The organism is Streptomyces sp. NPDC026394, assembly GCF_055567735.1.
Map to the genome: position 1 here is coordinate 1 of NZ_JBVHPX010000032.1, position 19,820 is coordinate 19,820.

Annotated in this window: 21 protein-coding genes and 4 pseudogenes; 13 read left to right on the top strand and 12 right to left on the bottom strand. The window is 69.7% G+C overall.

The annotated features are described in order from the left end of the window. Positions 1-197: 197 nt before the first annotated feature. Entirely contained in the window at positions 198-947 is a 750-nt protein-coding gene (locus ACZ4QV_RS38590) for a class I SAM-dependent methyltransferase (protein ID WP_361157719.1), read from the bottom strand. Positions 948-1,355: 408 nt separating this feature from the next. Between ACZ4QV_RS38590 and ACZ4QV_RS38595 the strand changes: the two genes are divergently transcribed. From ACZ4QV_RS38595 to ACZ4QV_RS38605, 3 genes and pseudogenes are all read left to right on the top strand, one after another. Continuing rightward, on the top strand, positions 1,356-2,369 hold the full coding sequence (locus ACZ4QV_RS38595) for an NAD(P)H-dependent glycerol-3-phosphate dehydrogenase (RefSeq protein ID WP_467764185.1): 1,014 nt from the start codon (positions 1,356-1,358) through the stop codon (positions 2,367-2,369). Positions 2,370-2,434: 65 nt separating this feature from the next. Continuing rightward, positions 2,435-2,623, top strand: a complete 189-nt coding sequence (locus ACZ4QV_RS38600) for a hypothetical protein (RefSeq protein WP_361157716.1) — start codon at positions 2,435-2,437, stop codon at positions 2,621-2,623. A gap of 135 nt (positions 2,624-2,758) precedes the next feature. Beyond that, positions 2,759-3,947, top strand: a pseudogene (locus tag ACZ4QV_RS38605) (NF041680 family putative transposase); the annotation flags it as partial. Here ACZ4QV_RS38605 and ACZ4QV_RS38610 read toward each other — a convergent pair. Further along, positions 3,943-4,872, bottom strand: coding sequence for a transposase (locus ACZ4QV_RS38610; RefSeq protein WP_467764119.1), 930 nt, complete (start codon positions 4,870-4,872; stop codon positions 3,943-3,945). The pseudogene ACZ4QV_RS38605 and the gene ACZ4QV_RS38610 sit on opposite strands and share 5 nt — an antisense overlap. After that, entirely contained in the window at positions 4,836-5,558 is a 723-nt protein-coding gene (locus tag ACZ4QV_RS38615; RefSeq protein WP_467764120.1) for a transposase domain-containing protein, read from the bottom strand. The genes ACZ4QV_RS38610 and ACZ4QV_RS38615 overlap by 37 nt, the downstream gene beginning before the upstream one ends. A gap of 111 nt (positions 5,559-5,669) precedes the next feature. On the opposite strand from ACZ4QV_RS38615, the pseudogene ACZ4QV_RS38620 reads away from it, so the two are divergent. Next, positions 5,670-5,927 (top strand): annotated as a pseudogene (locus ACZ4QV_RS38620) (NF041680 family putative transposase); the annotation flags it as partial. 8 nt (positions 5,928-5,935) lie between these two features. On the opposite strand, the gene ACZ4QV_RS38625 reads toward ACZ4QV_RS38620, so the two are convergent. Next, positions 5,936-6,442, bottom strand: a complete 507-nt coding sequence (locus ACZ4QV_RS38625) for a hypothetical protein (protein ID WP_467764121.1) — start codon at positions 6,440-6,442, stop codon at positions 5,936-5,938. A gap of 68 nt (positions 6,443-6,510) precedes the next feature. Here ACZ4QV_RS38625 and ACZ4QV_RS38630 point away from each other — a divergent pair. From ACZ4QV_RS38630 to ACZ4QV_RS38645, 4 genes and pseudogenes are all read left to right on the top strand, one after another. Continuing rightward, a pseudogene (locus tag ACZ4QV_RS38630) lies at positions 6,511-6,705 on the top strand (IS630 family transposase); the annotation flags it as partial. An 87-nt stretch (positions 6,706-6,792) separates the two neighbouring features. Further along, on the top strand, positions 6,793-7,710 hold the full coding sequence (locus ACZ4QV_RS38635) for a hypothetical protein (RefSeq protein ID WP_467764122.1): 918 nt from the start codon (positions 6,793-6,795) through the stop codon (positions 7,708-7,710). 339 nt (positions 7,711-8,049) lie between these two features. Beyond that, positions 8,050-8,472, top strand: coding sequence for a hypothetical protein (locus ACZ4QV_RS38640; protein WP_467764123.1), 423 nt, complete (start codon positions 8,050-8,052; stop codon positions 8,470-8,472). 287 nt (positions 8,473-8,759) lie between these two features. Beyond that, on the top strand, positions 8,760-8,921 hold the full coding sequence (locus ACZ4QV_RS38645) for a hypothetical protein (RefSeq protein ID WP_467764124.1): 162 nt from the start codon (positions 8,760-8,762) through the stop codon (positions 8,919-8,921). 142 nt (positions 8,922-9,063) lie between these two features. Here the strand turns inward: ACZ4QV_RS38645 and ACZ4QV_RS38650 are convergent, their stop codons facing one another. The 6 genes from ACZ4QV_RS38650 to ACZ4QV_RS38675 all read right to left on the bottom strand — a co-directional run bounded on the left by ACZ4QV_RS38650 (position 9,064) and on the right by ACZ4QV_RS38675 (position 14,675). Beyond that, positions 9,064-9,624 carry a hypothetical protein gene (locus tag ACZ4QV_RS38650; RefSeq protein WP_467764125.1) on the bottom strand — a complete coding sequence of 187 codons (561 nt, stop codon included), beginning with the start codon at positions 9,622-9,624 and terminating at the stop codon, positions 9,064-9,066. Between the two features lie 883 nt (positions 9,625-10,507). Further along, complete coding sequence (locus tag ACZ4QV_RS38655) at positions 10,508-10,963, bottom strand: NUDIX hydrolase (RefSeq protein ID WP_467764126.1); 456 nt, start codon at positions 10,961-10,963, stop codon at positions 10,508-10,510. Beyond that, positions 10,927-11,622, bottom strand: a complete 696-nt coding sequence (gene tmk / locus ACZ4QV_RS38660) for a dTMP kinase (protein WP_467764127.1) — start codon at positions 11,620-11,622, stop codon at positions 10,927-10,929. Before tmk ends, ACZ4QV_RS38655 begins: the two co-directional genes overlap by 37 nt. Then, positions 11,619-13,118 (bottom strand): B12-binding domain-containing radical SAM protein, encoded by a 1,500-nt coding sequence (locus ACZ4QV_RS38665; RefSeq protein WP_467764128.1) that lies wholly within the window; start codon positions 13,116-13,118, stop codon positions 11,619-11,621. The genes tmk and ACZ4QV_RS38665 overlap by 4 nt, the downstream gene beginning before the upstream one ends. Next, the gene (locus tag ACZ4QV_RS38670) at positions 13,072-13,917 is read right to left on the bottom strand and encodes a DNA glycosylase family protein (protein WP_467764129.1); all 846 of its coding nucleotides are present in this window, start codon (positions 13,915-13,917) and stop codon (positions 13,072-13,074) included. The genes ACZ4QV_RS38665 and ACZ4QV_RS38670 overlap by 47 nt, the downstream gene beginning before the upstream one ends. A 380-nt stretch (positions 13,918-14,297) precedes the next feature. Then, the gene (locus ACZ4QV_RS38675; RefSeq protein ID WP_467764130.1) at positions 14,298-14,675 is read right to left on the bottom strand and encodes a recombinase family protein; all 378 of its coding nucleotides are present in this window, start codon (positions 14,673-14,675) and stop codon (positions 14,298-14,300) included. Between the two features lie 152 nt (positions 14,676-14,827). On the opposite strand from ACZ4QV_RS38675, the gene ACZ4QV_RS38680 reads away from it, so the two are divergent. Continuing rightward, positions 14,828-16,273 (top strand): hypothetical protein, encoded by a 1,446-nt coding sequence (locus ACZ4QV_RS38680; protein WP_467764131.1) that lies wholly within the window; start codon positions 14,828-14,830, stop codon positions 16,271-16,273. A 13-nt stretch (positions 16,274-16,286) separates the two neighbouring features. Then, positions 16,287-16,775: a hypothetical protein gene (locus ACZ4QV_RS38685; protein WP_467764132.1), complete on the top strand. Its 489-nt coding sequence runs from the start codon at positions 16,287-16,289 to the stop codon at positions 16,773-16,775. A 45-nt stretch (positions 16,776-16,820) separates the two neighbouring features. On the opposite strand, the gene ACZ4QV_RS38690 is transcribed toward ACZ4QV_RS38685, so the two are convergent. Further along, the gene (locus ACZ4QV_RS38690) at positions 16,821-17,045 is read right to left on the bottom strand and encodes a DUF397 domain-containing protein (RefSeq protein ID WP_467764133.1); all 225 of its coding nucleotides are present in this window, start codon (positions 17,043-17,045) and stop codon (positions 16,821-16,823) included. Between the two features lie 452 nt (positions 17,046-17,497). Here ACZ4QV_RS38690 and ACZ4QV_RS38695 point away from each other — a divergent pair, with 452 nt between their 5' ends. The 3 genes and pseudogenes from ACZ4QV_RS38695 to ACZ4QV_RS38705 all read left to right on the top strand — a co-directional run. Continuing rightward, positions 17,498-17,635, top strand: coding sequence for a hypothetical protein (locus tag ACZ4QV_RS38695; protein WP_467764134.1), 138 nt, complete (start codon positions 17,498-17,500; stop codon positions 17,633-17,635). A 498-nt stretch (positions 17,636-18,133) separates the two neighbouring features. Next, the gene (locus ACZ4QV_RS38700; protein ID WP_467764135.1) at positions 18,134-18,364 is read left to right on the top strand and encodes a hypothetical protein; all 231 of its coding nucleotides are present in this window, start codon (positions 18,134-18,136) and stop codon (positions 18,362-18,364) included. Positions 18,365-18,426: 62 nt separating this feature from the next. Then, positions 18,427-18,579: pseudogene (locus ACZ4QV_RS38705) on the top strand (transposase); the annotation flags it as partial. A gap of 492 nt (positions 18,580-19,071) precedes the next feature. On the opposite strand, the gene ACZ4QV_RS38710 reads toward ACZ4QV_RS38705, so the two are convergent. Next, positions 19,072-19,812, bottom strand: coding sequence for a hypothetical protein (locus ACZ4QV_RS38710; RefSeq protein ID WP_467764136.1), 741 nt, complete (start codon positions 19,810-19,812; stop codon positions 19,072-19,074). Positions 19,813-19,820 lie beyond the last annotated feature (8 nt).

The following is a 19,820-nucleotide window of genomic DNA, read 5'->3' on the forward strand; positions in this document are numbered from 1 at the left end:
AGCACATCCTGTACTGGTCACACTGGCGTCGACGGCGCCAGCACCAAGCCCGCAACAGTCACTACAAGCAACGCGGGCACAGCCCCTGATCCTGGTCACCAGTCACGGCAAGCACCGTTGCAGTACTTAGCACGGTGGGGACCGGCACGGCGGGCGATGCCCGGTGTCCGGTCCCCACCCCTGCTCAAAGGAGGTGGTCAGGCGGCGGCTTGGAGCCGGAATTGCACGGCGGTGGCGCTGGAGGGAGCGGACTTGCCGTGCTGATCGGTGACCGCTGTCACGGCCAGGCCGGCGGCCGTGGCCAGTTCCTCGAACCCATCGCGGGTATACCAGTGCAAGACCCACGGCCGCTCCACAACGCTGCTGTCTGATCCGTGGTGGCGTTCATAGCGCAGAAGCGTCGTCTGCGTCCGAGCTGCCTCGTCGCGCTGTTCGTCGACGACGGACACCCGAAGCTCGGCGCCGTCGGGTGCGGTGGCCGTGCGCACGCGACCGATCTGTGCTGCTGGCGTCGGTTCGGGGGTGAACAGGGGCACCAAGGCGATGCCGCCCTCCGCCAGGTGGGCACGGATGCCGCGCAGGGCGGCAAACGCGGCGTCGTCGTCAGGGAGCAGGGTGAAGGTGGGCCCGGCGAGGAAGATCGCCCGGTATCGGCGGGGCAGGTCTAGGGCCTCCATGCGCTGATGAAACACAGTGGTAGAGATGCCTTGTTCGTCTGCCCGGCGCCGGAGGCGCTCCAGCATGTCCGCCGAGGAGTCGACGCCCTCCACCTCCAGGCCACGTCGGCGCAGCTCCAGCAGAGGATCACCGTCCCCGCATCCCAGTTCCAGGGCCGGCATGCCGGTTTGCTGAATGAAGGCCGCATAGGGCTCGGAGTCCTGGGAGAAGGACTTCAGCGGTCCGTAGAGCTCTGCGACGATGCCTGTGTAAAAGTCAGCTGGATCCACGCCAGTTACCCTATGCACACCCGTCTCGCGCCTTCACTCGAATATCGCGAGCGGGTCCCCTGATGAGCCCTGGTGTTGCTGAAACTCGCCGACATTTCTGCAGCCGAACAGCCTCAAGCGTTCCCCGAACTCGCCATCCCGCGTTGCCGCTTCCAACCGACACAATCAACCTCGCTGATGCCCCGCAGATGCGGCACGCACGCCCCCAACGCACGGACTTGCGCTGCCGTCCGGTGGCTTCTGAGGCCGGGACGGACGAGGAGAGGCGCACCAGATGCTGCCCACCCTGCCGGGCCGCCGCACACTCCCGCTGAGCGTGCGGCGCGGCGCGAACGCCCCAGCCGGGCCCGGCCGGGCCGTTACGATGGCCGGGCCCGGCCGCCCCGACGACAGGACCCCGAAGTGCGACTGAGCCAGCGCCATTCCGCGCGTGCTGCGGTGTTCTCGGCCGGGTCCTGGGGCACCGCCATGGCCAAGATCCTGGCCGACGCCGGCACCGGCGTCACCGTGCACGCCCGCCGCGGCGAGATCGCCGACGCGATCAACACCACCCGCCGCAACCCGGGCTACTTCCCGGACACCGAACTGCCCGCCGCCCTGACCGCGACGACGAATGTGGCCGCCGCCCTGGACGGCGCGGACTTCCTGGTGCTGTCCATCCCCGCGCAGAGCCTGCGCACCAACCTCGCCGCGTGGGCGCCGCTCATCGGAGGCGACACCGTGATCGTGTCGCTGATCAAGGGGATTGAGCAGGGCAGCCACCTGCGGGCGAGCGAGATCATCACCGAGGTGACCGGCATCAGAGCGGAACGGGTCGCGGTGCTGTCCGGCCCGAACCTCGCGCGCGAGATCATGGACGGCCAGCCCGCCGCGGCCACCGTCGCCTGCGCCGACGAGGACACCGCCCACCGTTTCCAGCAGGCGTGTCACACCGGCTACTTCCGGCCCTACACCAGCGCCGACGTGACCGGCTGCGAGCTGGGCGGGGCGGTGAAAAACGTCATCGCGCTCGCGGTCGGCATCGCCGCCGGGATGGGCCTGGGCCACAACGCGCAGGCCCTGCTCATCACCCGCGGCCTGGCGGAGACCACCCGGCTGGCCACCGCCATGGGCGCCCACCCCGCCACCCTCGCGGGCCTGTCCGGTCTCGGCGACCTGGTCGCCACCTGCATGTCGCCGCTGTCGCGAAATCGAACTTTCGGCATCAACCTCGGCCGCGGGCTGAGCGCCGAGGAGGCGACGGCCGCCACCCGGCAGACCACCGAAGGCGTCAAATCGGCGGAGGCGATCTCGGCTCTGGCCCGCGCCCACGACGTCGAGATGCCGATCACCGACGTGATCTGCGCCCTGCTGCACGAGAAGGTCACCCTCGACCAGGCCGCGGCCGCACTGATGCAGCGGCCCCCCAGGCCCGAGCGCTGACCCCCGCGCCCCGGTACGCCGGGCGCCGCCAGCACCTTCAACCTCCCTCCCGGAGGGCCGCGCTCATGCCCGCACCCGTGCTCCTTGCTGTCCAGATCGCCCTCGCCCTCGGCCTGGTGGCATGGATGGTCACCGGCTTCACCCCGCTGCCCGGCCGCTGGCTGCGCTGGCGCATGTTCTGCCGGGCCACCCTCACGATCATCACGCTCCCCGGCACCGCCCAGGACGGGCCCGGCCACCGACAGGCGCCCTGAGCTTGTTACTTAACCTCGGGCCTCGAACAGTGCCTCGCACAGGCTCACTCACCTGGGCATTCGCCGGACAGAAGGGCGGCCCCCGCATGAGCATGCGTTCCGTCACAGAACCGCACTCATACGAAGGCCGCAGGGGTGAGTCTGGTGCACCACGATGCCCGGGACGAGGCGTTCGACTTCACGTCCCACTTTCGGGAGGACTTCTACGCATGCCTGTCCCGGCGGGGTGACACCTTGTTCGAGCTCACGGACGCGATGCTCTGCGAGGGCGGCCCGGTGACCTCGCCAGTGGACCTGACGCTGCTGGCCGAGCACCGGCGCGGACATGGCGCCCTGTACGACGCGCTGAACTGCGGCCGTATCGATATCGCCCTCCTGCGACGGGCTCTGGCCGTGCTGCCGCAGCCCAAAGCCGCCGACAACCGGCTCGTCCTGGCGGTGGATGTGAGCAACTGGCTTCGTCCTGACGCCCCGACCAGCCCGGAACGCCTGTTCTGCCACGTCTACGGACGCTCGGGACGCTCCAGTGACCAGTTCGTCCCCGGCTGGCCGTACTCGTTCGTCGCCGCGCTGGAGACGGGCCGCACCTCCTGGTGCCAGCTGCTGGACGCGGTCCGGCTCGGCCCCGACGACGATGTCGCCGAGGTCACCGCGGCCCAGGTCCGCCGCGTCGTCACCGACCTGATCGACGGTGTCCAGTGGGAAGCCGGGGACGACGACATCCTGGTCGTCTTCGACGCCGGCTACGACGCCCCGCGCATGGCCTACCTCCTCGACGGACTGCCCGTCGAGGTGCTCGGACGGATGCGGTCGGACCGGGTGATGCGCCGTCCGCCGCCCACGCTCAAGGAGTACGCCTTGGCCTATCCCAAGGGCGGCCACCCTCCCCGGCACGGCAAGGAGTTCCGCTTCGCCCAGCCCGGCACCTAGGGCGAGCCGGACGCGGCAACCGTGCAGATCACCGACCGCTACGGCACCATCCGGGCGACGGCCTGGGACCGCCTCCACCCCCGTCTGACCACCCGCTCCGCCTGGATCGATCACGACGCCGCCCTCCCCATCATCGAAGGCACGCTGATCCGCTTGCAGGTCGACCACCTGCCCGGCGACCGTGAACCGCTGCCCCTGTGGCTGTGGTCCTCCAGGACCGGCATGACCGGCCCGGATCGACCTGCGCTGGCAGGCATTCCTGCGCCGCTTCGATCTGGAGCACACCTTCAGAATGATCAAGACCACGCTCGGCTGGACCCGCCCCAGACTCCGCAGCCCCGAGGCCGCGGACCGCTGGACGTGGCTCGTGATCGCGCAATGCCACGAAGTTAGGACCCCGGAGATGGTGTCAAGGTGTCAGGGAGCGTGACCTTGTAGGTGTTCGGTGCAGTGCGGGTCAGCAGGCTTTTTCGAGTCCAGAGGCAGAGTTGGGAGGTGAGGTTCCTGCGTGCCTGAAGCACTGTGAGTCCCATGTAGTCGGCCAGTTCGTGAGCATGCAAGGGTTGGTTGGCGCGCGCGGTGAAGATCTGGCAGAGCTGTTCCCAGGGACTGGATGGCTTGCGGGCCGGATCCAGTGAGGTTGGGAGAGCAGGGGTACGGATGGTGATGTTGATGGCAGTGATAGGGGTGCTGTCGCGGGGGCGGTGATCCTGATTCCAGGTGTGGTAGCGGGAGACGCCGCGCTTCGCCACGCGGGCGGAGGTCCGCAGGCGACGTTTGGGGAGCATGGTGTGCAAGAGCCGGTTTCCGATGTGTCCGACCAGTTCGGCGGCGGTGCCGGGGCTGTAAGCCGCCATTGGGCTGACCATGACGGCAACGGTGTCGCGTGCGGCCTCCAGGGCGACGATGAAGGAGGCCCGGTCCGGATCGCTGCAGGACCGGGTCTCCATAGCCGTGACCATGACGGATCGCAAGGCTTGGTAGAGAGTAAGCAGTCCCCATAGTTCCTGTGTGAGACCGGCGGGATCCTTCGAACGCAGAACGCGGCTCTTGAGGAGTGTGTGACGCAGCGCCAGGTAGGCGCACTCGATCTCCCAGCGCTCATGGTAGAGGTGAACGAGCTGGTCAGCGGGGTCGGTGCGGTGGTCGGTGAGCGTGGTCAACAGCCGGTATGTCTCGCCGAAGGTGCTGCCATCAGCGGCACGTGTGCGGATCTCGGCTTCGATGACGCGCAGGACTAGGCCGGCCACACGCGTTAGGTAGGAACCGTCTGGCAGCAGGGTCAGGACGGGAGGGTGCCGACGGCTGGTGCAGCGCACCAGGAACTGCGCGCCTTGGTGCGCGACCTGCGTGAGCAGATCGTTGGTTGGAAGGCCCGGTCCGCAAGGAGCAGCATGTCCGGGATCAGATTCGGTGCCAGCTGTTGCGCGTAATACGTCTCGCCTCTGGCCACCGGTCCGAAGGCTGCCGCGATGAGGCCGCGAGTGCCGGTCTCGCACAGAGTCATCAGCATCAGTCTGGGGTAGCCGGCTTCGCCGAGACGGCTGGCGGGGCGGCCGAGCCAGGACCAGTTGCGTTCGTGGCTGGGGACGATCAGGCTGCTGCACCCGTCGAAGGCGACTGTCCTCCATCGTCGGTAACTCACCCCGGGAGTCGACGGCTGGGCCAGCGGCCCTGCCAGCACCTCGAACAGCCTCTGGACCGGGGCGGAGCCGCTCCGTCGGCGCAGGTCACGAAGTGCCTTCTCGGAGGGGTCAGCGACCGGCTCGGCTAGCCCCGCCACGAGCTTCGTCCAAACAAGTCGGGCGCCGAGATGCTCGAACAGTCCCAAAGCCAGAACGAAATACACTCCGACTCTGGAGGGCAGACACCGCAGTCGGCGTTCCCGTGCCCCGGTCTCCTCCAGAACTGCGTCCACCAGCTCCGGGGGCACGACCTGTGTTAATTCACCGATGTGACCAGGCGCGAACACATCAATGATTCCAGCCGTGACAGACTTGCCCACTGGGCCTCTGCTTTCTCAAGAAGATCTTGGTCGATCCCCTGGATAGCAGAGGCCGCTCTGCATCTCACCCGCCTTGACATCCTGGCTGAGCTCTTAACGTCGTGGCATTGCGTGATCGCGGCCCACACCCAGCTCCGCCTCACCCGCGAGGCCGCCGCCGATCTGCGCCGCCCCTGGGAGAAGCCGACCGAGCCGCACAAATTGACACCCGCCCGCGTCCGCAGAGGGTTCAGGAACCTGTGCACGAGGGCCGGCTCACCGGCCGGTGCACCGAAACCATCCAGTCCCGGCCCCGGTCGGCCACCGGGTTCGAAAAACCGCCGCCCCGCCCACCACAAGGTCGGCACAAGACCGCGCCGAACCGGCTAAAGGCAACGTTAGGTGCGCAGCAGTGAGGCGTGGATGCGGGCGATGGCCCGCAGCACCTCGTCACGGTTCTTGGCCTGCTGCATCCATGCGGGCAGGCGTGCCACCACGGTCATCCTTCGGCCGTGATCGTTCCAAGCAATCCCCTCACGCAGCGATGCCTGCACGAATCGTCTGATCAGGTCCAGGTGTTCCAGGTTGTAAGCCCACACCCACCCATGCCGGGTCTCGGTCTGCAGCCAGAGACGGACATCGAAGTACGGGTCTGTGACCGGCGCGTTCCGGCCCCGGTGCAGGGCCACACCGCCACGGCTCCAGTCCTTCGCCATCCCGCAGCTCCGGCAAACGAGACGCCTTGGCGCGAAGAGACTCTGGTCGCAAACCCCCGACGCGTCTGGTGTCGTACCGATGTGCGCCACCTTTCCGCAGCCGGGACAGCGCACGAGAACCGACGTGAGGAAGTCGTACTTCGCACTCCGGGGATCCCGGAACCGGTGATGCGTGGAGATCGAACTCATTCGACCAGTATGCGAGCCACGTGCCCAAGGCCCCACGGGTTAAATCTCAAGCTGAGCGTCGCCCGCCGGGGTTCCTGCTGCCCGCCCACTCGCCCGGCCTCAACCCTGTCGCGTGGGTATGGGCGCACGTCAAACCCTCTCTGGCCAACCTCGCCGTCATGGCCCTCGACCGTCTGGAGGCCCTCGTCCGCAACCGGCTCAAACGTCTTCAGTACCGGCCCGAGCCCCTCGACGGCTTCATAACGGGCACCGGTCTGACCCTCCTCCCGGTGGGAGTGGAGAGCGCCCCGACCTGTAACGTGGCGATCTTCGGGCGGCGTAGGCTCCCGGGGTCCCGAAGGTGAATAACTATGATCTTCGACGAGCTGCCCGTCGTGTGGCGGCTGTCCCCCAAGGACGTCCAGGCGGGGCGGCGTGCGCTGTGGTGGACCGTGGGCCCGGACGGTGAACTCGCCGTGATGCTGGTCCAGTGCCGGTACCTGAGCCGCGACACGTATCCCCGCGGGTGGATCGGATGGCGTGCCCAGACGCCGTTCGACGGAGAGCTGGTCATCGCCTCCGGGCAGGAGCAGCGGCGTATCCCGGTCGAAGGGATCGACATGCGGCCCAGCCATCTGGCCCTGCTCCCAGGCTCGCGGTTCCTGCTGGCATCGGGCCGTACCCACCGGGACGCGGAGGGGTCCTGGTGGAAGAACGCCGTCGTGTACTCTCCCGAGGGCCGGCCGGAGAGTGCCTTCTGCCTCGGTGATGACATCCCGGCCCTGGTCACCGACCGCAGCGGGGGCATCTGGACCGCCTACGGCGACGAGGGCATCTACGGCAACCACCCGGAGTCCGCGGCCGGCCTGGCGGGCTGGAACACCCGGGGCATCGCGACGTGGGCACCGAAGGGGAGACTTCCCCACTGGCCCCTGGAGGGCTGCACGGCCGCCACGGAAGGCGAATCGGTGTGGCTGGTCTGGTACAGCCCCAAAGGAACCTTCCTCACCCGCATCACACCCTCCACCGGCGAAGTCGCGAGCTATCGCAGCCCGGTGCAGGTCCCCGACGGAGTCGCCGTGCGTGGCACGCGGGTGGTCCTGACCAGCCGCGACCACTACAAGCGCAGGACCACCGTGACCCGCGCGGAGCTGGTCGGCGACGTGTGTATCGCCATCAGCCAGGAGCGGGTGCGGGTGCCCGGGCGGGTGGTCATGCATTGCGGCCAGGGCCGCGACGGCACCCTGTTTCTCCGCGCCGGCCATACCTGGGTGCGCATCGACGCCTGAGCCCCGCAGCTGTCAGACCGCTGCAGGCTGCCTGCGAGACTCCGCGCCCACGGCCTGCCGGCACAGACCGGCGCGGCCTGGGGGGCGTGTCCACACCAGCCACAGTCCCGCAGTGACGACCGCGGCGCTGGGGCACACCGCCGTACGGCACCATTACCGCGGCCGGGCCGCGCGCTGCACCGCCCCCCGGCCGCCGGCCGCCAGAGCGCCGGCACCGGGCATGCATGATCACAAAATGGATACCGAACCCCCCAGCTCACCCGCACGACCGTACGGTTACCCCGACATCACCAGACCTGTCATGGGAGAACCATGCGCTTACGCACACTGACACCCGTCTTGATCACGGGCGCCATAGCGCTCGCCGGCTGCACATCCCGCAGTGCCGATGCGCCGGATCCCAAGGGCGCCGCATCGGCATCAGCCGCGGAACTGCCCTTCGAGGCACCGCCCGAGAAGGACACGAAGATCACCGCGTGCACCGTGGACGAGCTGACGGGCAGGCCGACCGCCAAGGTGGAGATCAGCAACCACAGCGAGCGCCCCACCACCTACATGCTCGCCGTGGAGTTCTTTGCCTCCGATGAAACGGCGCTGGGGGTGGGCACCGCCATGAAGACGGATCTCGCGGCCGGGCACCGGGGGATAACGACGGTGCGGGGAAAGACGGCCGCCTCCGGCAAGATCGTGTGCCGGATGGCGGACGTGAGCCGGTTCCCCGCCAAACGCAACCCCAGCGACACTCCGACAACGGACCGCTGAGCGCGAAGCATGACAGCGCCGGACGTGTCCTCGACGCAACACCGCACAAGCGGGCGAGCGCAAGCATGAGAGCTCACCGACGGCCGCCGGAGACAGCCAGCCGCCCGGGCGAGGCGGCCACACTGCTGTGACGCATCACGGTCTGGTCGCGCAACGCCCTCCCGCCCGGCCACGCATGCACCACCGCCGCCGTACAGAATGCAAAGACGACGGCGGATACCCAGCCAGCGGACCTGACGCAGGCAGCACGGCAGAAACTGCTCGCATCCGACCGAGTCAGCGCCGCCTTGGTCGCGGCGGCCTACGCCGAACCGCGGCTGCGCCAGCTCTTCCCCAGAACCGGCATGGGAACCTGCACTTCAGCCGCTGCACGCAGCCTCGCTGGACCTGGGACCTGCCGTACATCAGACCGGCAGCGGCCGGCCCAGGCCACACCAGTCCAGGGCTGATACACGTCCGCCCCCTTAGCCAGGACCTCACCAGCCAGCTGCGGGCCGGATGGAACAGAGCGGGCGGCAGCTCGGCTGCCGTGCGGACGCCGGCCCGCCGGGACCTGGCTCGCGGAAATGACTGCGCCGACCGTTCACGCCTTCACTGTGTCGGCCGGGCGGGTTCAGCGGGACCCGCCATCATCAAGTGGCAGAGGAACAGGTGGACTTCGGGGTAGAAGTCCTGGTCCTGGGGTGTGTAGCCGGTGGTAGGGTTCTGCGCTGCCTCGCCATTCGGCTGGTGCGGTCCCGGGCCGGTGGGCGGCGAGCCGATCCAGTCCAGCAGTTGCCGGGCGTCGCCGTGGCCCCAGGCGGCTGCACGCCGCAGGTACCGGACGGCGGCGCGCATTCCCAGCAGGTGTCCGTTTCCCTGCTGGTGGGCTGCTGCGCTGCGGCGAGCGGCAGCGGCGAGCAGACGAAAGGCCGCTCCCGGGTGCCGGGCCTCCAGGGCACAGTGAAACAAGGACGCGGCTGTCTCGTTCTCGCCGCGGTGCAGGGCTTTGGACCCGATCCGGTAGGCGCTGTTGGCCTCAAAACGTCGGGAACACACCAGCAAAGGGGGCCGGCACGGATGTCCTTCCCAGTCGCCGCCGGGACGGTCCCAGTGATCGCGGGGTTGCGCTTGCGCAAGCAGCTGCTGCCGCAACCGCTCCGTGTAGGTCATTCCGTGCTCCTGTCGTGGAAGCCGGGCCGCATTGCCGAGGCAGCCGGTATGCCGCTACGGCCGGCCACCGCACCCACTGCCCACCATGCCCCACCCTGCGGTACATCTGCCGCGCCACACCGCTCACCGCCACGGTGCCACGGACGAACCCCCGGCCTGGCCGAATCGCTGATGCACCGGGCGGGCACTTGGTCCTACACCGGACCCAGCCCGGCCGTACGGGCAAGCACCTGCTCCGGTCCCGTCAACGGTCGTGGCGGTCGCCGTCACCCTGCGCCTGCTCCGTCGCCATGCGGCCGATACCGCTGGACCGGACTCGTCGGCAGCCGCAACCGTGCCCGCCGTGCTCGTCGCAGCCACCGCGCAGGTGCCGTCCGTGGCTGCGTTGCGGACGGACCACGCCCCAGCTCCGCGGCCTCGCCGCAATGCGCAGGTGTTCTGGCCTGACCAACCAGGAAAGACCACCCGGCCCACGGCCAGCGCGGGCCGATCACCGGCTGCCCGGGAGGCAATCTCGCCGCAGCGGACTGGTCCGATCCCTTCCGCCCCGGCCAGGCCCGGGACCCGCACCGCGGCTTTCGCCGCTCTTGATCTTGGCGCTGTCGTCAGGCCCAGGCGGCTGGCCCGGAAAGAAATGGCCGGAAGGGGGATGACAGGCGCGTTGACGTCTGGGCCGGCCGGCTTCTCCGGCCGGGGGCAGGCCGCTCGGGCCCGCGAAGGACGTTGCCGTCGTGTCGCGACGCAGCCTTGCTCTCGCTGTCTGACTGCGTCCGTTCCGCGGCTGAGCGGAGCGGACCCGGTACACTGCGACCTGGCCCGCCCGGCGAGACGCACCGCACAGGCGGGCCCTTTCCTTGACGACTGCACCACTGGCCTGGCCGGTTCACCGAGACGCTGGCCAGCCGTGGAAGGTGGGTGATGCGGCCTCGCTCAGGTAGCCGTGCAGGCCGGCGGCGGGGTATTCGATGAAGTCCTCGGGCAGGTCGTGTACGCCGAACCACCTGAGGTCGAGGCACTTGCCGGGCTCGCGGTTGACGGGTTCGCCCTCCCACCGGGTGGCCAGGAAGAAGAAGCCGATGCGTTCATCGCCGGGGGCCTGGTGGTGGTGGACGACGTGCACTTGCCGCAGGTGGTCCGGGGCGATGGTGATACCGGTTTCCTCCAGCGCCTCGCGGGCCGCGCCGACGGTGAGGGGTTCGCCGGCATCGAGCTTGCCCGAGGGCAGGTGCCAGCGGCCGTGGCCGTAGCTGTCTGCGGGGCCGCCGCGCCGGGACAGGAGGACTTTGTCGCCGTCGCGCAGGATCACGTGGGTGTCGACGATGGGGGTTGCTGTGGGCATGGGGTCACCGTGTGCTCGTCGAGGCCGTTGGGGTCTTTGACGGTAGTGTCCCGCGGCCCCGCGGCGGCAACGATTCGGGCAGCTGCCTCCGTTGGGGTGAGCACGCTCGTGTCGAGGACGAGGACCCGGACGCTCAGGCGTTCGAGGGTGCGGGCGGCCTCGCGGTAGAGCGCGACCTCGCGCGCGGACACGCTGGGGTCCGTCTCGAAGCGGTGGTGGGCACCGCGGCGGGTCAGGCGGGCGGCGATGGTCTCGGGGGCCGCGGTCAGCAGGACGGCGAGGTCGGGCAGCTGGATGTCGGCGTTGAGGGCGAGCAGGAACGGTTCGGGGACGTCGTCGAGGCGCTGGACAACCAGGGTGGAGGCCAGATAGCGGTCGCACACGACGGTCTCGCCGGCGGCCAGGCGGGGCTGTATCTCGGTGTACAGGTGGTGGTAGCGGTCAGCGGCCACCAAGCAGGCCAGGGCGCGGCCGTGGACGTGGTCGGCGTGGGCGCGGGTGAACTGGCCGATCGGGCTGTGGGAGGGCTCGGTGGTGGCGTGGACCGTCTCGCCGAGGCGGCGCAGGTGCGCGGCGAGGGCGGCAAGGGTGGTCGACTTGCCGATGCCGCCGGGGCCGTCCAGCGTGAGAAAGCGTCCAGGTTGCGCGGGTGTGGTCATGCTGCCAGCTCCGGCCGGCGTGCGTGCTGTTGGCGGGTCAGGGTGGCCAGGGTGGTGCGCAGCGTGGCCAGGGGGACGTCGCCGAACTGGATGCCGACGCTGAAGTTGAACTCGTCGCGGGCGCGCATGGACTGGTCGGCGCCGTGGCCGGTGAGGTCGACGTCGTCGTAGGCGAGCAGGTCGGCCGGGGCGTGGCCGGCGGCGGTCAGCTGGGTCCACACGGGGGTGCCCGGGTAGGGCCGGAATTCGAAGACGGAGGCGCGGAAACTTCCCGGCAGCCGGTCGGCCAGGCCCCACAGTGCGTGGATATGCCGGACGGTGGCCGCCAGGTCGTCGCGCTGTTCGCCGGGGTAGCCGAGGATGAAGTAGCCCTTGACGTTTATGCCGCGCTCCAGCAGACGGCGGGCGACGTGCTTGGTCATGGCGGCGGTGATGCGCTTGTCCATGGCGGCCAGGATGCGGTCGCTGCCGGATTCGATGCCCAGGGCGACTTCGCGCAGGCCGTTGCACCCCAGGGCCTCGAGCAGGGCGTCGTCGGCGCGGTGCAGGACGTTGATGCGCCCCGTGGCGTCCCAGACGTAGCGTTCGCCGATGCGGTGCGCGGTGAAGGCGTCCATGGCGGGGCGGATGATGCGGGCCGCGCCCAGGAAGAGGTCGTCGACGAAGCGGAAGGCGGTCGCACCGTAGCGGGCGTTCAGCTCGTCCAGCTCGGCGATGATGTTGTCCGGACGGCGAGTTCGGATCTTGATGTCGGGGTTGGCGGAGACGGCCGCGCCGCAGAACCCGCAGTCGTAGGGGCAGCCGCGGCTGCCGACGATGTTGGCCTCGATCCGGCCGTCGGGGGCGGTGTAGGGGTCCTGCGGCAGATAACGGCGGTCCACGAACGGCAGCGCGTCGATGTCCGGGGCCAGATGACGTCCGGCGGTTCCGGGCGCTGCGATGCCCCGGGCGGTGGTGTGCAGCAGCCGGTCGCGCCACAGCACGCCAGGGAGTTCGGTGCGGCGCCGGGCATCCTCCAGCAGCGCGGCGGTGCGGGTCTCGCCTTCGCCGATGACCAGGGCGTGCACGCCGGTCATGCGCGGGTCGGCGAGGATGCGCTGCGGCAGGGCCTTGGCATGGTGCCCGCCGACGACCAGGGCGATGTCGTCGGCGAGATGGGCCGCGATGCGGGCGGACAGCTCGTACGTCGGGGCCAGCAGGTTCATGCCGACCCACCGCGGGCGGGCGGCGTTGATCAGGTCGGTGGTCTGCGCCAGGCCCAGGCCGTGGGCCTCGGCGTCCAGCACGCCGACGTTGAACCCGGCCTGGTGGGCGTAGGTGGCGATGTAGGCCATGCCGAGCACGGGCAGGGTGTAGTCGTTCACCCGCGGGCGCAGGGCGTAGTCGCGTAACGGGGCGTTGACGAACAGGGCGTCCAGGGCGCGGGACGGGTCGGCGCCGGCGATGAGGTCAAGCGGGTGGGTGCGGGGCGTCTCCTGGCTGTACGGTGCGGACATGGCTCCCCCAGGTCAGCGTGAACAGGGTCAGAGCGTGCAGGTGGGTGCGGTCCTCGTTGGCCAGGCGCCGCCAGTAGGCGCTGAAGGCGCGCTCGCCGTCGGGGAAGGGGTGGCCGGGGTCGGCGCGGCGGGCCCAGGTGCGCACCGCGAGATCGCCGTGCGGGTAGACCGCGAAGTCGCCGGTGTAGTCGGCGGCCGCGGCCGCGGCCGTCCAGGGGCCGATCCGCGGTACCTCTTGCAGGGCCTTGACGAGGTCGTCCGGGCCGAGCTCTTCCCAGGTGCGGTGGTGTGCGCGGTAGGCGGCGGCCGCGGCCCGCAGCGCAGTGTGATGGAAGCGGGTACCGGCATCGGCGAACTGCTGATCGGTCAGGCGCAGTACGGTCTCGGGGGCCGGGCACGGCGGCAGGGCGCCGGAGGCGGTGGGCGTGGCCGGGCCGTGCTCGTGGCACCAGGTGCGGTAGACCCGGCGGGCCTGGTCGGCGCGTACGACCTGCCGCAGGATTGCGGTGGTGATCGCGTCCCACAGGCTGGGGTTCGCCAGCCGCTGCACCGTGCCCAAAGAGGCCAGCCGCTGCACCAGGGATGTAGCGGTGCGGGGCGCGGGCAAGGCGCTGTGTGCCACGGACGCAACCGGCGGGCCCTGGCCGTCGCCGTCCGCGCCGGCCGGGCGCAGCGTGAGCGGCTGGGGCGGTGAGCACACCGCGAGCCAGGGGACGCCCCGGTACTCGACCAGGCGCACATGCTGGCCGTGCGGGCCGTCCGTCCAGGCGGGGTGGTCGGTGATGAGGGTGAGGGTCACTGTGCCGGTCTCCGTTTCGCGGGGCAGATGAAGCGCACCAGTGTGCCGCCACGGTGGTCTTGGTGTGCGGCGAACAGCCGAACAGGAGGCTGTGGGCGCCGCTGCCGGGCCGCACGAAGACGCACGGGAGCGGCGCAGCGTGCCCCGTCAGGTCCGTTCCTGTGTACTGCGGTCCGCCGCCCGCGCGGCCAGAATTGTGCCGAGCCGAAGGGCGTACAGCTCCACCTGGCCCGCCCGCCGGCGCCAGGCCAGCAGGCAGGGCGCGCGTCCAGCCTGGGTTCCGCAGGCTCGGTCGAAGGCGTGGTGTGCGTCATCACGATGCCGTCCTCAGGGCAGGGGCACCGGGCGCCAGCTCACGGCAATTTGCCCTGCCGCGCTGGTCAGGTGTCGGTCCGTGCGACGAGCATGGAGTCGGACGGCGCGTCGTTCTCGCCGAAGGCGGTCGCGCAGTGCCCGCCGGCCCGCGCGACGCTCTGCTGCAAAGCGAGGCGCTGCTGCGGGGCGTAGGCGAGGCGCTGCCAGGTATGGATCAGGCAGATCACCGGCCCGGCCGGCGCCAGCGAGCCCAGCTTGTCCAGCAGCGCGGTGAACGCCGGACGCTCGGTGCTCAGCGCAGCATCCCCGCGGTCGATCCAGACGTCCGCGACCTGCCAGCCACGCCGTCGGGCGTACGCACGGCTTTCAGCGACCCGCCGATCAAGTACACAGCTGATCCTGGTCACGTTGCGGTCGTAGACGAAGGCGAGCGGCGCGGCCATGGAGTCCCCTCAGCGGTTCTTGTGGTGCCTTGAGCATCGACCGCTGCGGCCGGTTCCGGTATACCCGAGAAGGGTTACCGAGCCGGTAACCCCCGCGTTGACATGATGAGCTGGCCCCTACTCGTATGTCCGATCGTCCGGAAGCTGGTCCGATGAACGCCCCGCCCCCCGGTCCGCTGGCTCCCGATGTCCTGCACCGCGAGGACCTCCGACGAGCCTTGACAGAGCACGACTTCGCCGCTGCCTTCACTCTGATCAAGAAGTACGGCGGTCATTCCCAGAACCACATCGCCGCGGTGTGCCGCCTCAGCCCGGCAAAGGTCAGCGCCACCGTGAAGGGGACGCACCGCATCACCCACTTCGACGTCATCTGCCGCATCGCCGACGGTCTGCGCATCCCCGGGCACCTGCTCGGGCTGGCCCCGCGGCCCTGGGAGGCCCCCGCTGACGCTGCCCCGGCGCCGGAGCATGCGGTACCACCGCCTGTCGCCGGCCTCTCCTGGTGGCGGCCGACCGCCACCGTAGAGATGGCGGCCCGCTTGACGAGGAGCTCTCTGGTGATGGACCGCCGCGCTGCCACCCGAGCCCTGGCCACCGCGGCCATCACGGGCGCGCCGCTGCTCGACTCGCTGGAGGGGTGGCTGCAGTCGCCCGGCACCACCGATGTTCACCGGCCGTACGGGCGGCTCGGTGTCCGGGATGTCGAAGAGCTGGAAGATACCGCGCGTGCCTTTCGCCAGTGGGGTCGCCGCTACGGCGGCGGACTGCGACGCAAGGCCGTCCTCGGACAGCTGGCGGAGGTCACGGCGCACCTGGAGGAACACCAGAAAGACACGATCCAGATCCGGCTTCACCGGGTGATGGCCCAGCTCGCGGGCACGGCGGCGACCATGGCCTGGGACTGCGCGATGCAGCGGCAGGCCCAGGACTACTACCGGCTGGCCGTACGCGCCGCCCACGCCGGCGGCGACCCGCTCTTCGGCGCCAACGTCTTGGCCAGCATGGCACGGCAGATGCTCTACTGCGACCGGCCCCACGACGCCCTCGAACTCGTCCGCCTCGCCCAGGACGGCACGCGCACCGCGGCGGGCCATCGGCTGCGCGCCATGCTGCACACCCGCGAAGCATGGGCGCTCGCCGCCCTCGGGCGCCCGGCCGCCTTCCAGCGCGCCACCGCCCAGGCCCAAGAACACCTCGCCGCCGCGGACAGCCACGAACCGTACTGGATCGCCTACTTCGACCAGGCCGAGCTGGACGGCGTCACCGGAGGACGGCTGCTCGACCTGGCCCGGCACGATCCCCGCGCCCACGCCGAAGCCGCCGCGGACCGCATCCGCCGGGCGCTGCGACAGCGCGGCCCAGAAGCAGGACGCGGCCATGCCCTGGACCAGATCGGTCTCGCCGAGGTGCACTTCCTCGCCGGCGACCTCACCCAAGCGGTGCCCCAAACTCACCGGGCGCTGGACGCCGCCTCGCACACCGGCTCGCACCGGGTGATCGCCCAGCTGCGCCGCCTGTACCCCTACACCGTGGGACGCGACACGTCCCGGCCGGTGCGCGAGGTCCGCAGTAGGATCCGCGAACTGCTGCCGAGCTGAAAGGGCCCGCTCTATGCCGACCATCGCGGTCACCGGCCACATGGACATCACCCCGGCCACCGCTTGCCGCCTGCGCCGGGCCCTGCGCGAGTTGCTGGCCCCCTACGCCGACACCGGCCTCGTCGGCGTCTCGTGCCTGGCACGCGGGGCCGACAGCGTGTTCGCTGACGCTGTGCTGGAAGCCGGCGGCAGCCTGTGCGCCGTCCTGCCCTGCCGCGATTACCGGCAGACCAAGGTCAAGCCCGACCACGCGCCGACCTTCGACCGCCTGCTCGACGCCGCGGACGATGTCGTGGTCATGCCGCACACCACGGCGAACCGCGAAGCGTACGCGGCCGCCAACCGCGCGCTCTTGCAACGGGCGGACCGGCTGGTCGCCGTCTGGGACGGCACCCCGCCCTCGGGGAAAGGAGGCGGTACTGCGGACACCGTGGCAGACGCACGCCGGGCCGGCCTGCCGCTGGACATCGTGTGGCCAGCCGGCGCCGAGCGCGGTCAGTGAAGCGGCACTCCCCAGGTCGGGCGCCCTTCTGGTCTGCGTGCTTGGTCAGCTCGGTGTGCACCAGTGGCCCGTGCGGCATCCGGCGACGAAGCCGGCGACAGCGGACCTGGAGAGCACCAGAGGCTGACGGTGCACGCACTTCGAGTCGCGTACCACGCCCCTTTCCTGGGATGCGGCGGTCTCCAGACACGCGTTGTCTGCCGCGCTGTAGGTGCTCTTGCGCCAGGTGAGGCCAGTGGCCTGTCCGGTAAGCAGATCAAAGGTATTCATCGGGATCACTCCTCACTCTTCTTGATGCACAACCGCGCGACGCCCCGGCGTCACTGCGGCCCGGCTGGCCGGTTGCAGCGAGGCCGACCGGAGATCGCATTGCCACCCGCGCTACTGGCTCCGCAAACGATGCCGTACGCAGTCGTGACCGGCATCGGCATGCATACCGCCTTCACCTGCCTCAGACCCCGCCAGCTGCTGACGTTCTCCGGCCTCAACCTCGGCACCTACCTTGCTTTCGCCGTCTGACCTCCGCCCCGATGCTCCCGGGCAGCACTCGGCATCAACGGCGGCAGCAGGGTCGCCGTGCCTTCGGCGAGCGGACTACCGGCCACCCGACCGGATCAGCGCCAGCTGCCCGAAGGCCGGCCGGAAGGCCGACGAACGAAGACACGCTGCCGTGGCTGCAGCACCTCGCCGAGGACGGCCGCCGCCAGGATGCCGGCTCGCTCGTGGACCTGGACCTGTCCGCCTGCCGCAAGGTCCAGCAGAAGATCGCCCGGGAGGCGCTGGGGCACCTGCGGCTCGCCTGCTTCGCCCGCCAGGACACCAAGGACGCCGGTCTCCCGGGTGTTCACGAGTGGCGTTGACCTGCCCGGTTGTGAGGGACTTGATGATCGTTCCCTGTGGCTCCGGTGATCGTTCCCCACGCTTCCGTGCCGGCGGTTAGCTCCGCCACAGTTCCCATCCTCGGTGTCGGTGATGCGATCGACGTACGCGGCCAGGGGGTCGGTGTTGTCCATGACCGAGCCGGACAATGAGGGATCAGCAGCGCACTTCACCGCATCCGCGTAGCCTTCGCACATTCATTGGTTCGTCGCGGCATCGGTGGACGATGGCCACAGTTGCGGTTACTAAGCTTGTCGTTTATCTGAAGAGGTCGAAAAGGCCCTCGAACTGGATCGCTCACCTGGTCGTGCGCCGGACTCGGGGCTTGCCTCGGTCTGATCATGTGCTCCGATGAGGGACCTCCGCCGATGGCAGGGGAGAATCGCACCGGCCCGTGCCAGACGAGCCGACACGCATCGTCCCGACGGCGTCGCGTCCCCACCGCCGTAGATGAACACACCCACACCAGGAGGCACACCGTGAACGTTTCCCCCGACCCGATCTCGAATCAGGAAGAAGCAGCGCACGAACGGGAGAAGCTCCTCGACTTCTTCGCACGCGGATTGTGCTGCACGCTTGCCCACCGCGACGACCCGAGCGAGGAAGCACTCACGAAGGCCAAAGCAGTCGCCGATGACTACCTGTCCGCCTACGAAGAGTGGATGGTACAGCTCGCCGCACACAACGCGAGCAAGGGGCCGACGCACTGATCAGGCCGAGGCCCGTGGAGACGAGTGTGCTGCAACAGGGCTTCCCGCCGGGTGCGTTAGGGATGCTGTCACGCTTCCGAGGCGACTTCTACGACTGCCTGCGCAGACGTGAGGACGCGCTGTTCGAGCTGGCCGACGCTCTGCTGTGTACGGACGGGCCGGTCAAGACGCTGGTCGACCTGGCGCTCGCCCCGGAACACCGCCGGGGCCACGGCGCCCCGGCTGGACCACCGACGGAGGCCACTTGCTGCGCCACCTTCCCCGATGAGCTCCTGCGCTGTCGCGTCACCAGAGCCGTCGACAAGATGGCTGCGGCCTCCATCCGCTGGCAGATACCGGGGTGCGGTCGGGATGGTCACCGCTGGCGGTGAAGCCGGTGGCGTTCCATGGCGAGCTGATCGATGAGTTCCGCGTCGCTGACGGGCAAGGGACGGCCGAGAAGCCGGCAGATGTCGCGGTGAAGACGTAAGTCATCCTCGACGAGGAGGGCGGACCACAACGGTTCCCCGGCAGCAGTGTCGGCCTCAACGAGGGCGAGGATGGCGAGCTTGTCCTCATGGCTGAGGCGTTCGAGCTGGCGCAGGCCGGTCTTGTCCCGGAGTTCGCCCCATGTGGTGACGCGATGTTCGCGAGCCGCCTTCTTCAGGGCACCGCGGACGGCCGGGGCAAGTTTTCCCGCCTTCTCGGCGCGCGCCTGACGGGCTTGCTCAAGCGCCCGTTCGCGGGCCCCGGTTCGCTCTTTCCGCAGCGGTGGCCCGCTCAGCCCGTTCCTGCTCCGTGGCCTGGCGCAGGGCTTCGAGTTTTCGCGCCTCCTCTTGGAGCCGCTCTTCACGTCGCTTTTCTTCCGCCCGGCGCCTCTCCTCACGTGCGAGTTCAGCGGCAGCTCGTTGAGCGGCCCGCCTTTCAGCTCGCTTTCTGTCCATACGGAGGGTCAGGGCATCGACGATGTCCCTCTCCTCCTGCGAGGCGTCAGGGTCGTCCCGCAGCAGGGCGACGGTCAGAGAATGCAGTTGCTCCGTCGGAGTCTCTTTCAGCTGCTGAACCACGCTGCGCCGGCGCTGAGCATGCTGTTCCAGCCGCCGCAGACACTTCGGCAAAACGAAGCGCAGGCGGCTGGCGTCGTCTGGGTGCAGGCCCGTTTCCAGCAGTTGATGGATTGTCTCGACGGCGGCCCGGATCTTCTTGGGACTGTCCTTGTCGGCATCGAGGCGGCGCAGCAACTTCTGGACGGGATCGGCGCGCCGCGGGCTGGGGGCGCTGGGGCGGGCGATGGTGACGATCTCCCTGCCGCCCGTCGACTCCGCTCGCTGTTGCACCGGGGCCGGGGTCGGTGTATGGGTGGTGGCCGGCCTGGTCCTCGAAGCCAGGCCTTCAGGGCCGAGGGCAATGTCGTCCAAGGATTCCCAGTGTTCCGTGCCCCGGCCGTAGAGCTCGGTGCCGAACAGCATGACGCGAC

Coding starts and splice junctions, on each gene's coding strand:
- ACZ4QV_RS38600 (WP_361157716.1), top strand. CDS start 2,435: ATGCCCGCACCCGTGCTCCTTGCTGTCCAGATCGCCCTCGCCCTCGGC.
- ACZ4QV_RS38625 (WP_467764121.1), bottom strand. CDS start 6,442: ATGAGTTCGATCTCCACGCATCACCGGTTCCGGGATCCCCGGAGTGCG.
- ACZ4QV_RS38635 (WP_467764122.1), top strand. CDS start 6,793: ATGATCTTCGACGAGCTGCCCGTCGTGTGGCGGCTGTCCCCCAAGGAC.
- ACZ4QV_RS38650 (WP_467764125.1), bottom strand. CDS start 9,624: ATGACCTACACGGAGCGGTTGCGGCAGCAGCTGCTTGCGCAAGCGCAA.
- ACZ4QV_RS38655 (WP_467764126.1), bottom strand. CDS start 10,963: ATGCCCACAGCAACCCCCATCGTCGACACCCACGTGATCCTGCGCGAC.
- tmk (WP_467764127.1), bottom strand. CDS start 11,622: ATGACCACACCCGCGCAACCTGGACGCTTTCTCACGCTGGACGGCCCC.
- ACZ4QV_RS38665 (WP_467764128.1), bottom strand. CDS start 13,118: ATGTCCGCACCGTACAGCCAGGAGACGCCCCGCACCCACCCGCTTGAC.
- ACZ4QV_RS38675 (WP_467764130.1), bottom strand. CDS start 14,675: ATGGCCGCGCCGCTCGCCTTCGTCTACGACCGCAACGTGACCAGGATC.
- ACZ4QV_RS38680 (WP_467764131.1), top strand. CDS start 14,828: ATGAACGCCCCGCCCCCCGGTCCGCTGGCTCCCGATGTCCTGCACCGC.
- ACZ4QV_RS38685 (WP_467764132.1), top strand. CDS start 16,287: ATGCCGACCATCGCGGTCACCGGCCACATGGACATCACCCCGGCCACC.
- ACZ4QV_RS38690 (WP_467764133.1), bottom strand. CDS start 17,045: ATGAATACCTTTGATCTGCTTACCGGACAGGCCACTGGCCTCACCTGG.
- ACZ4QV_RS38710 (WP_467764136.1), bottom strand. CDS start 19,812: ATGCTGTTCGGCACCGAGCTCTACGGCCGGGGCACGGAACACTGGGAA.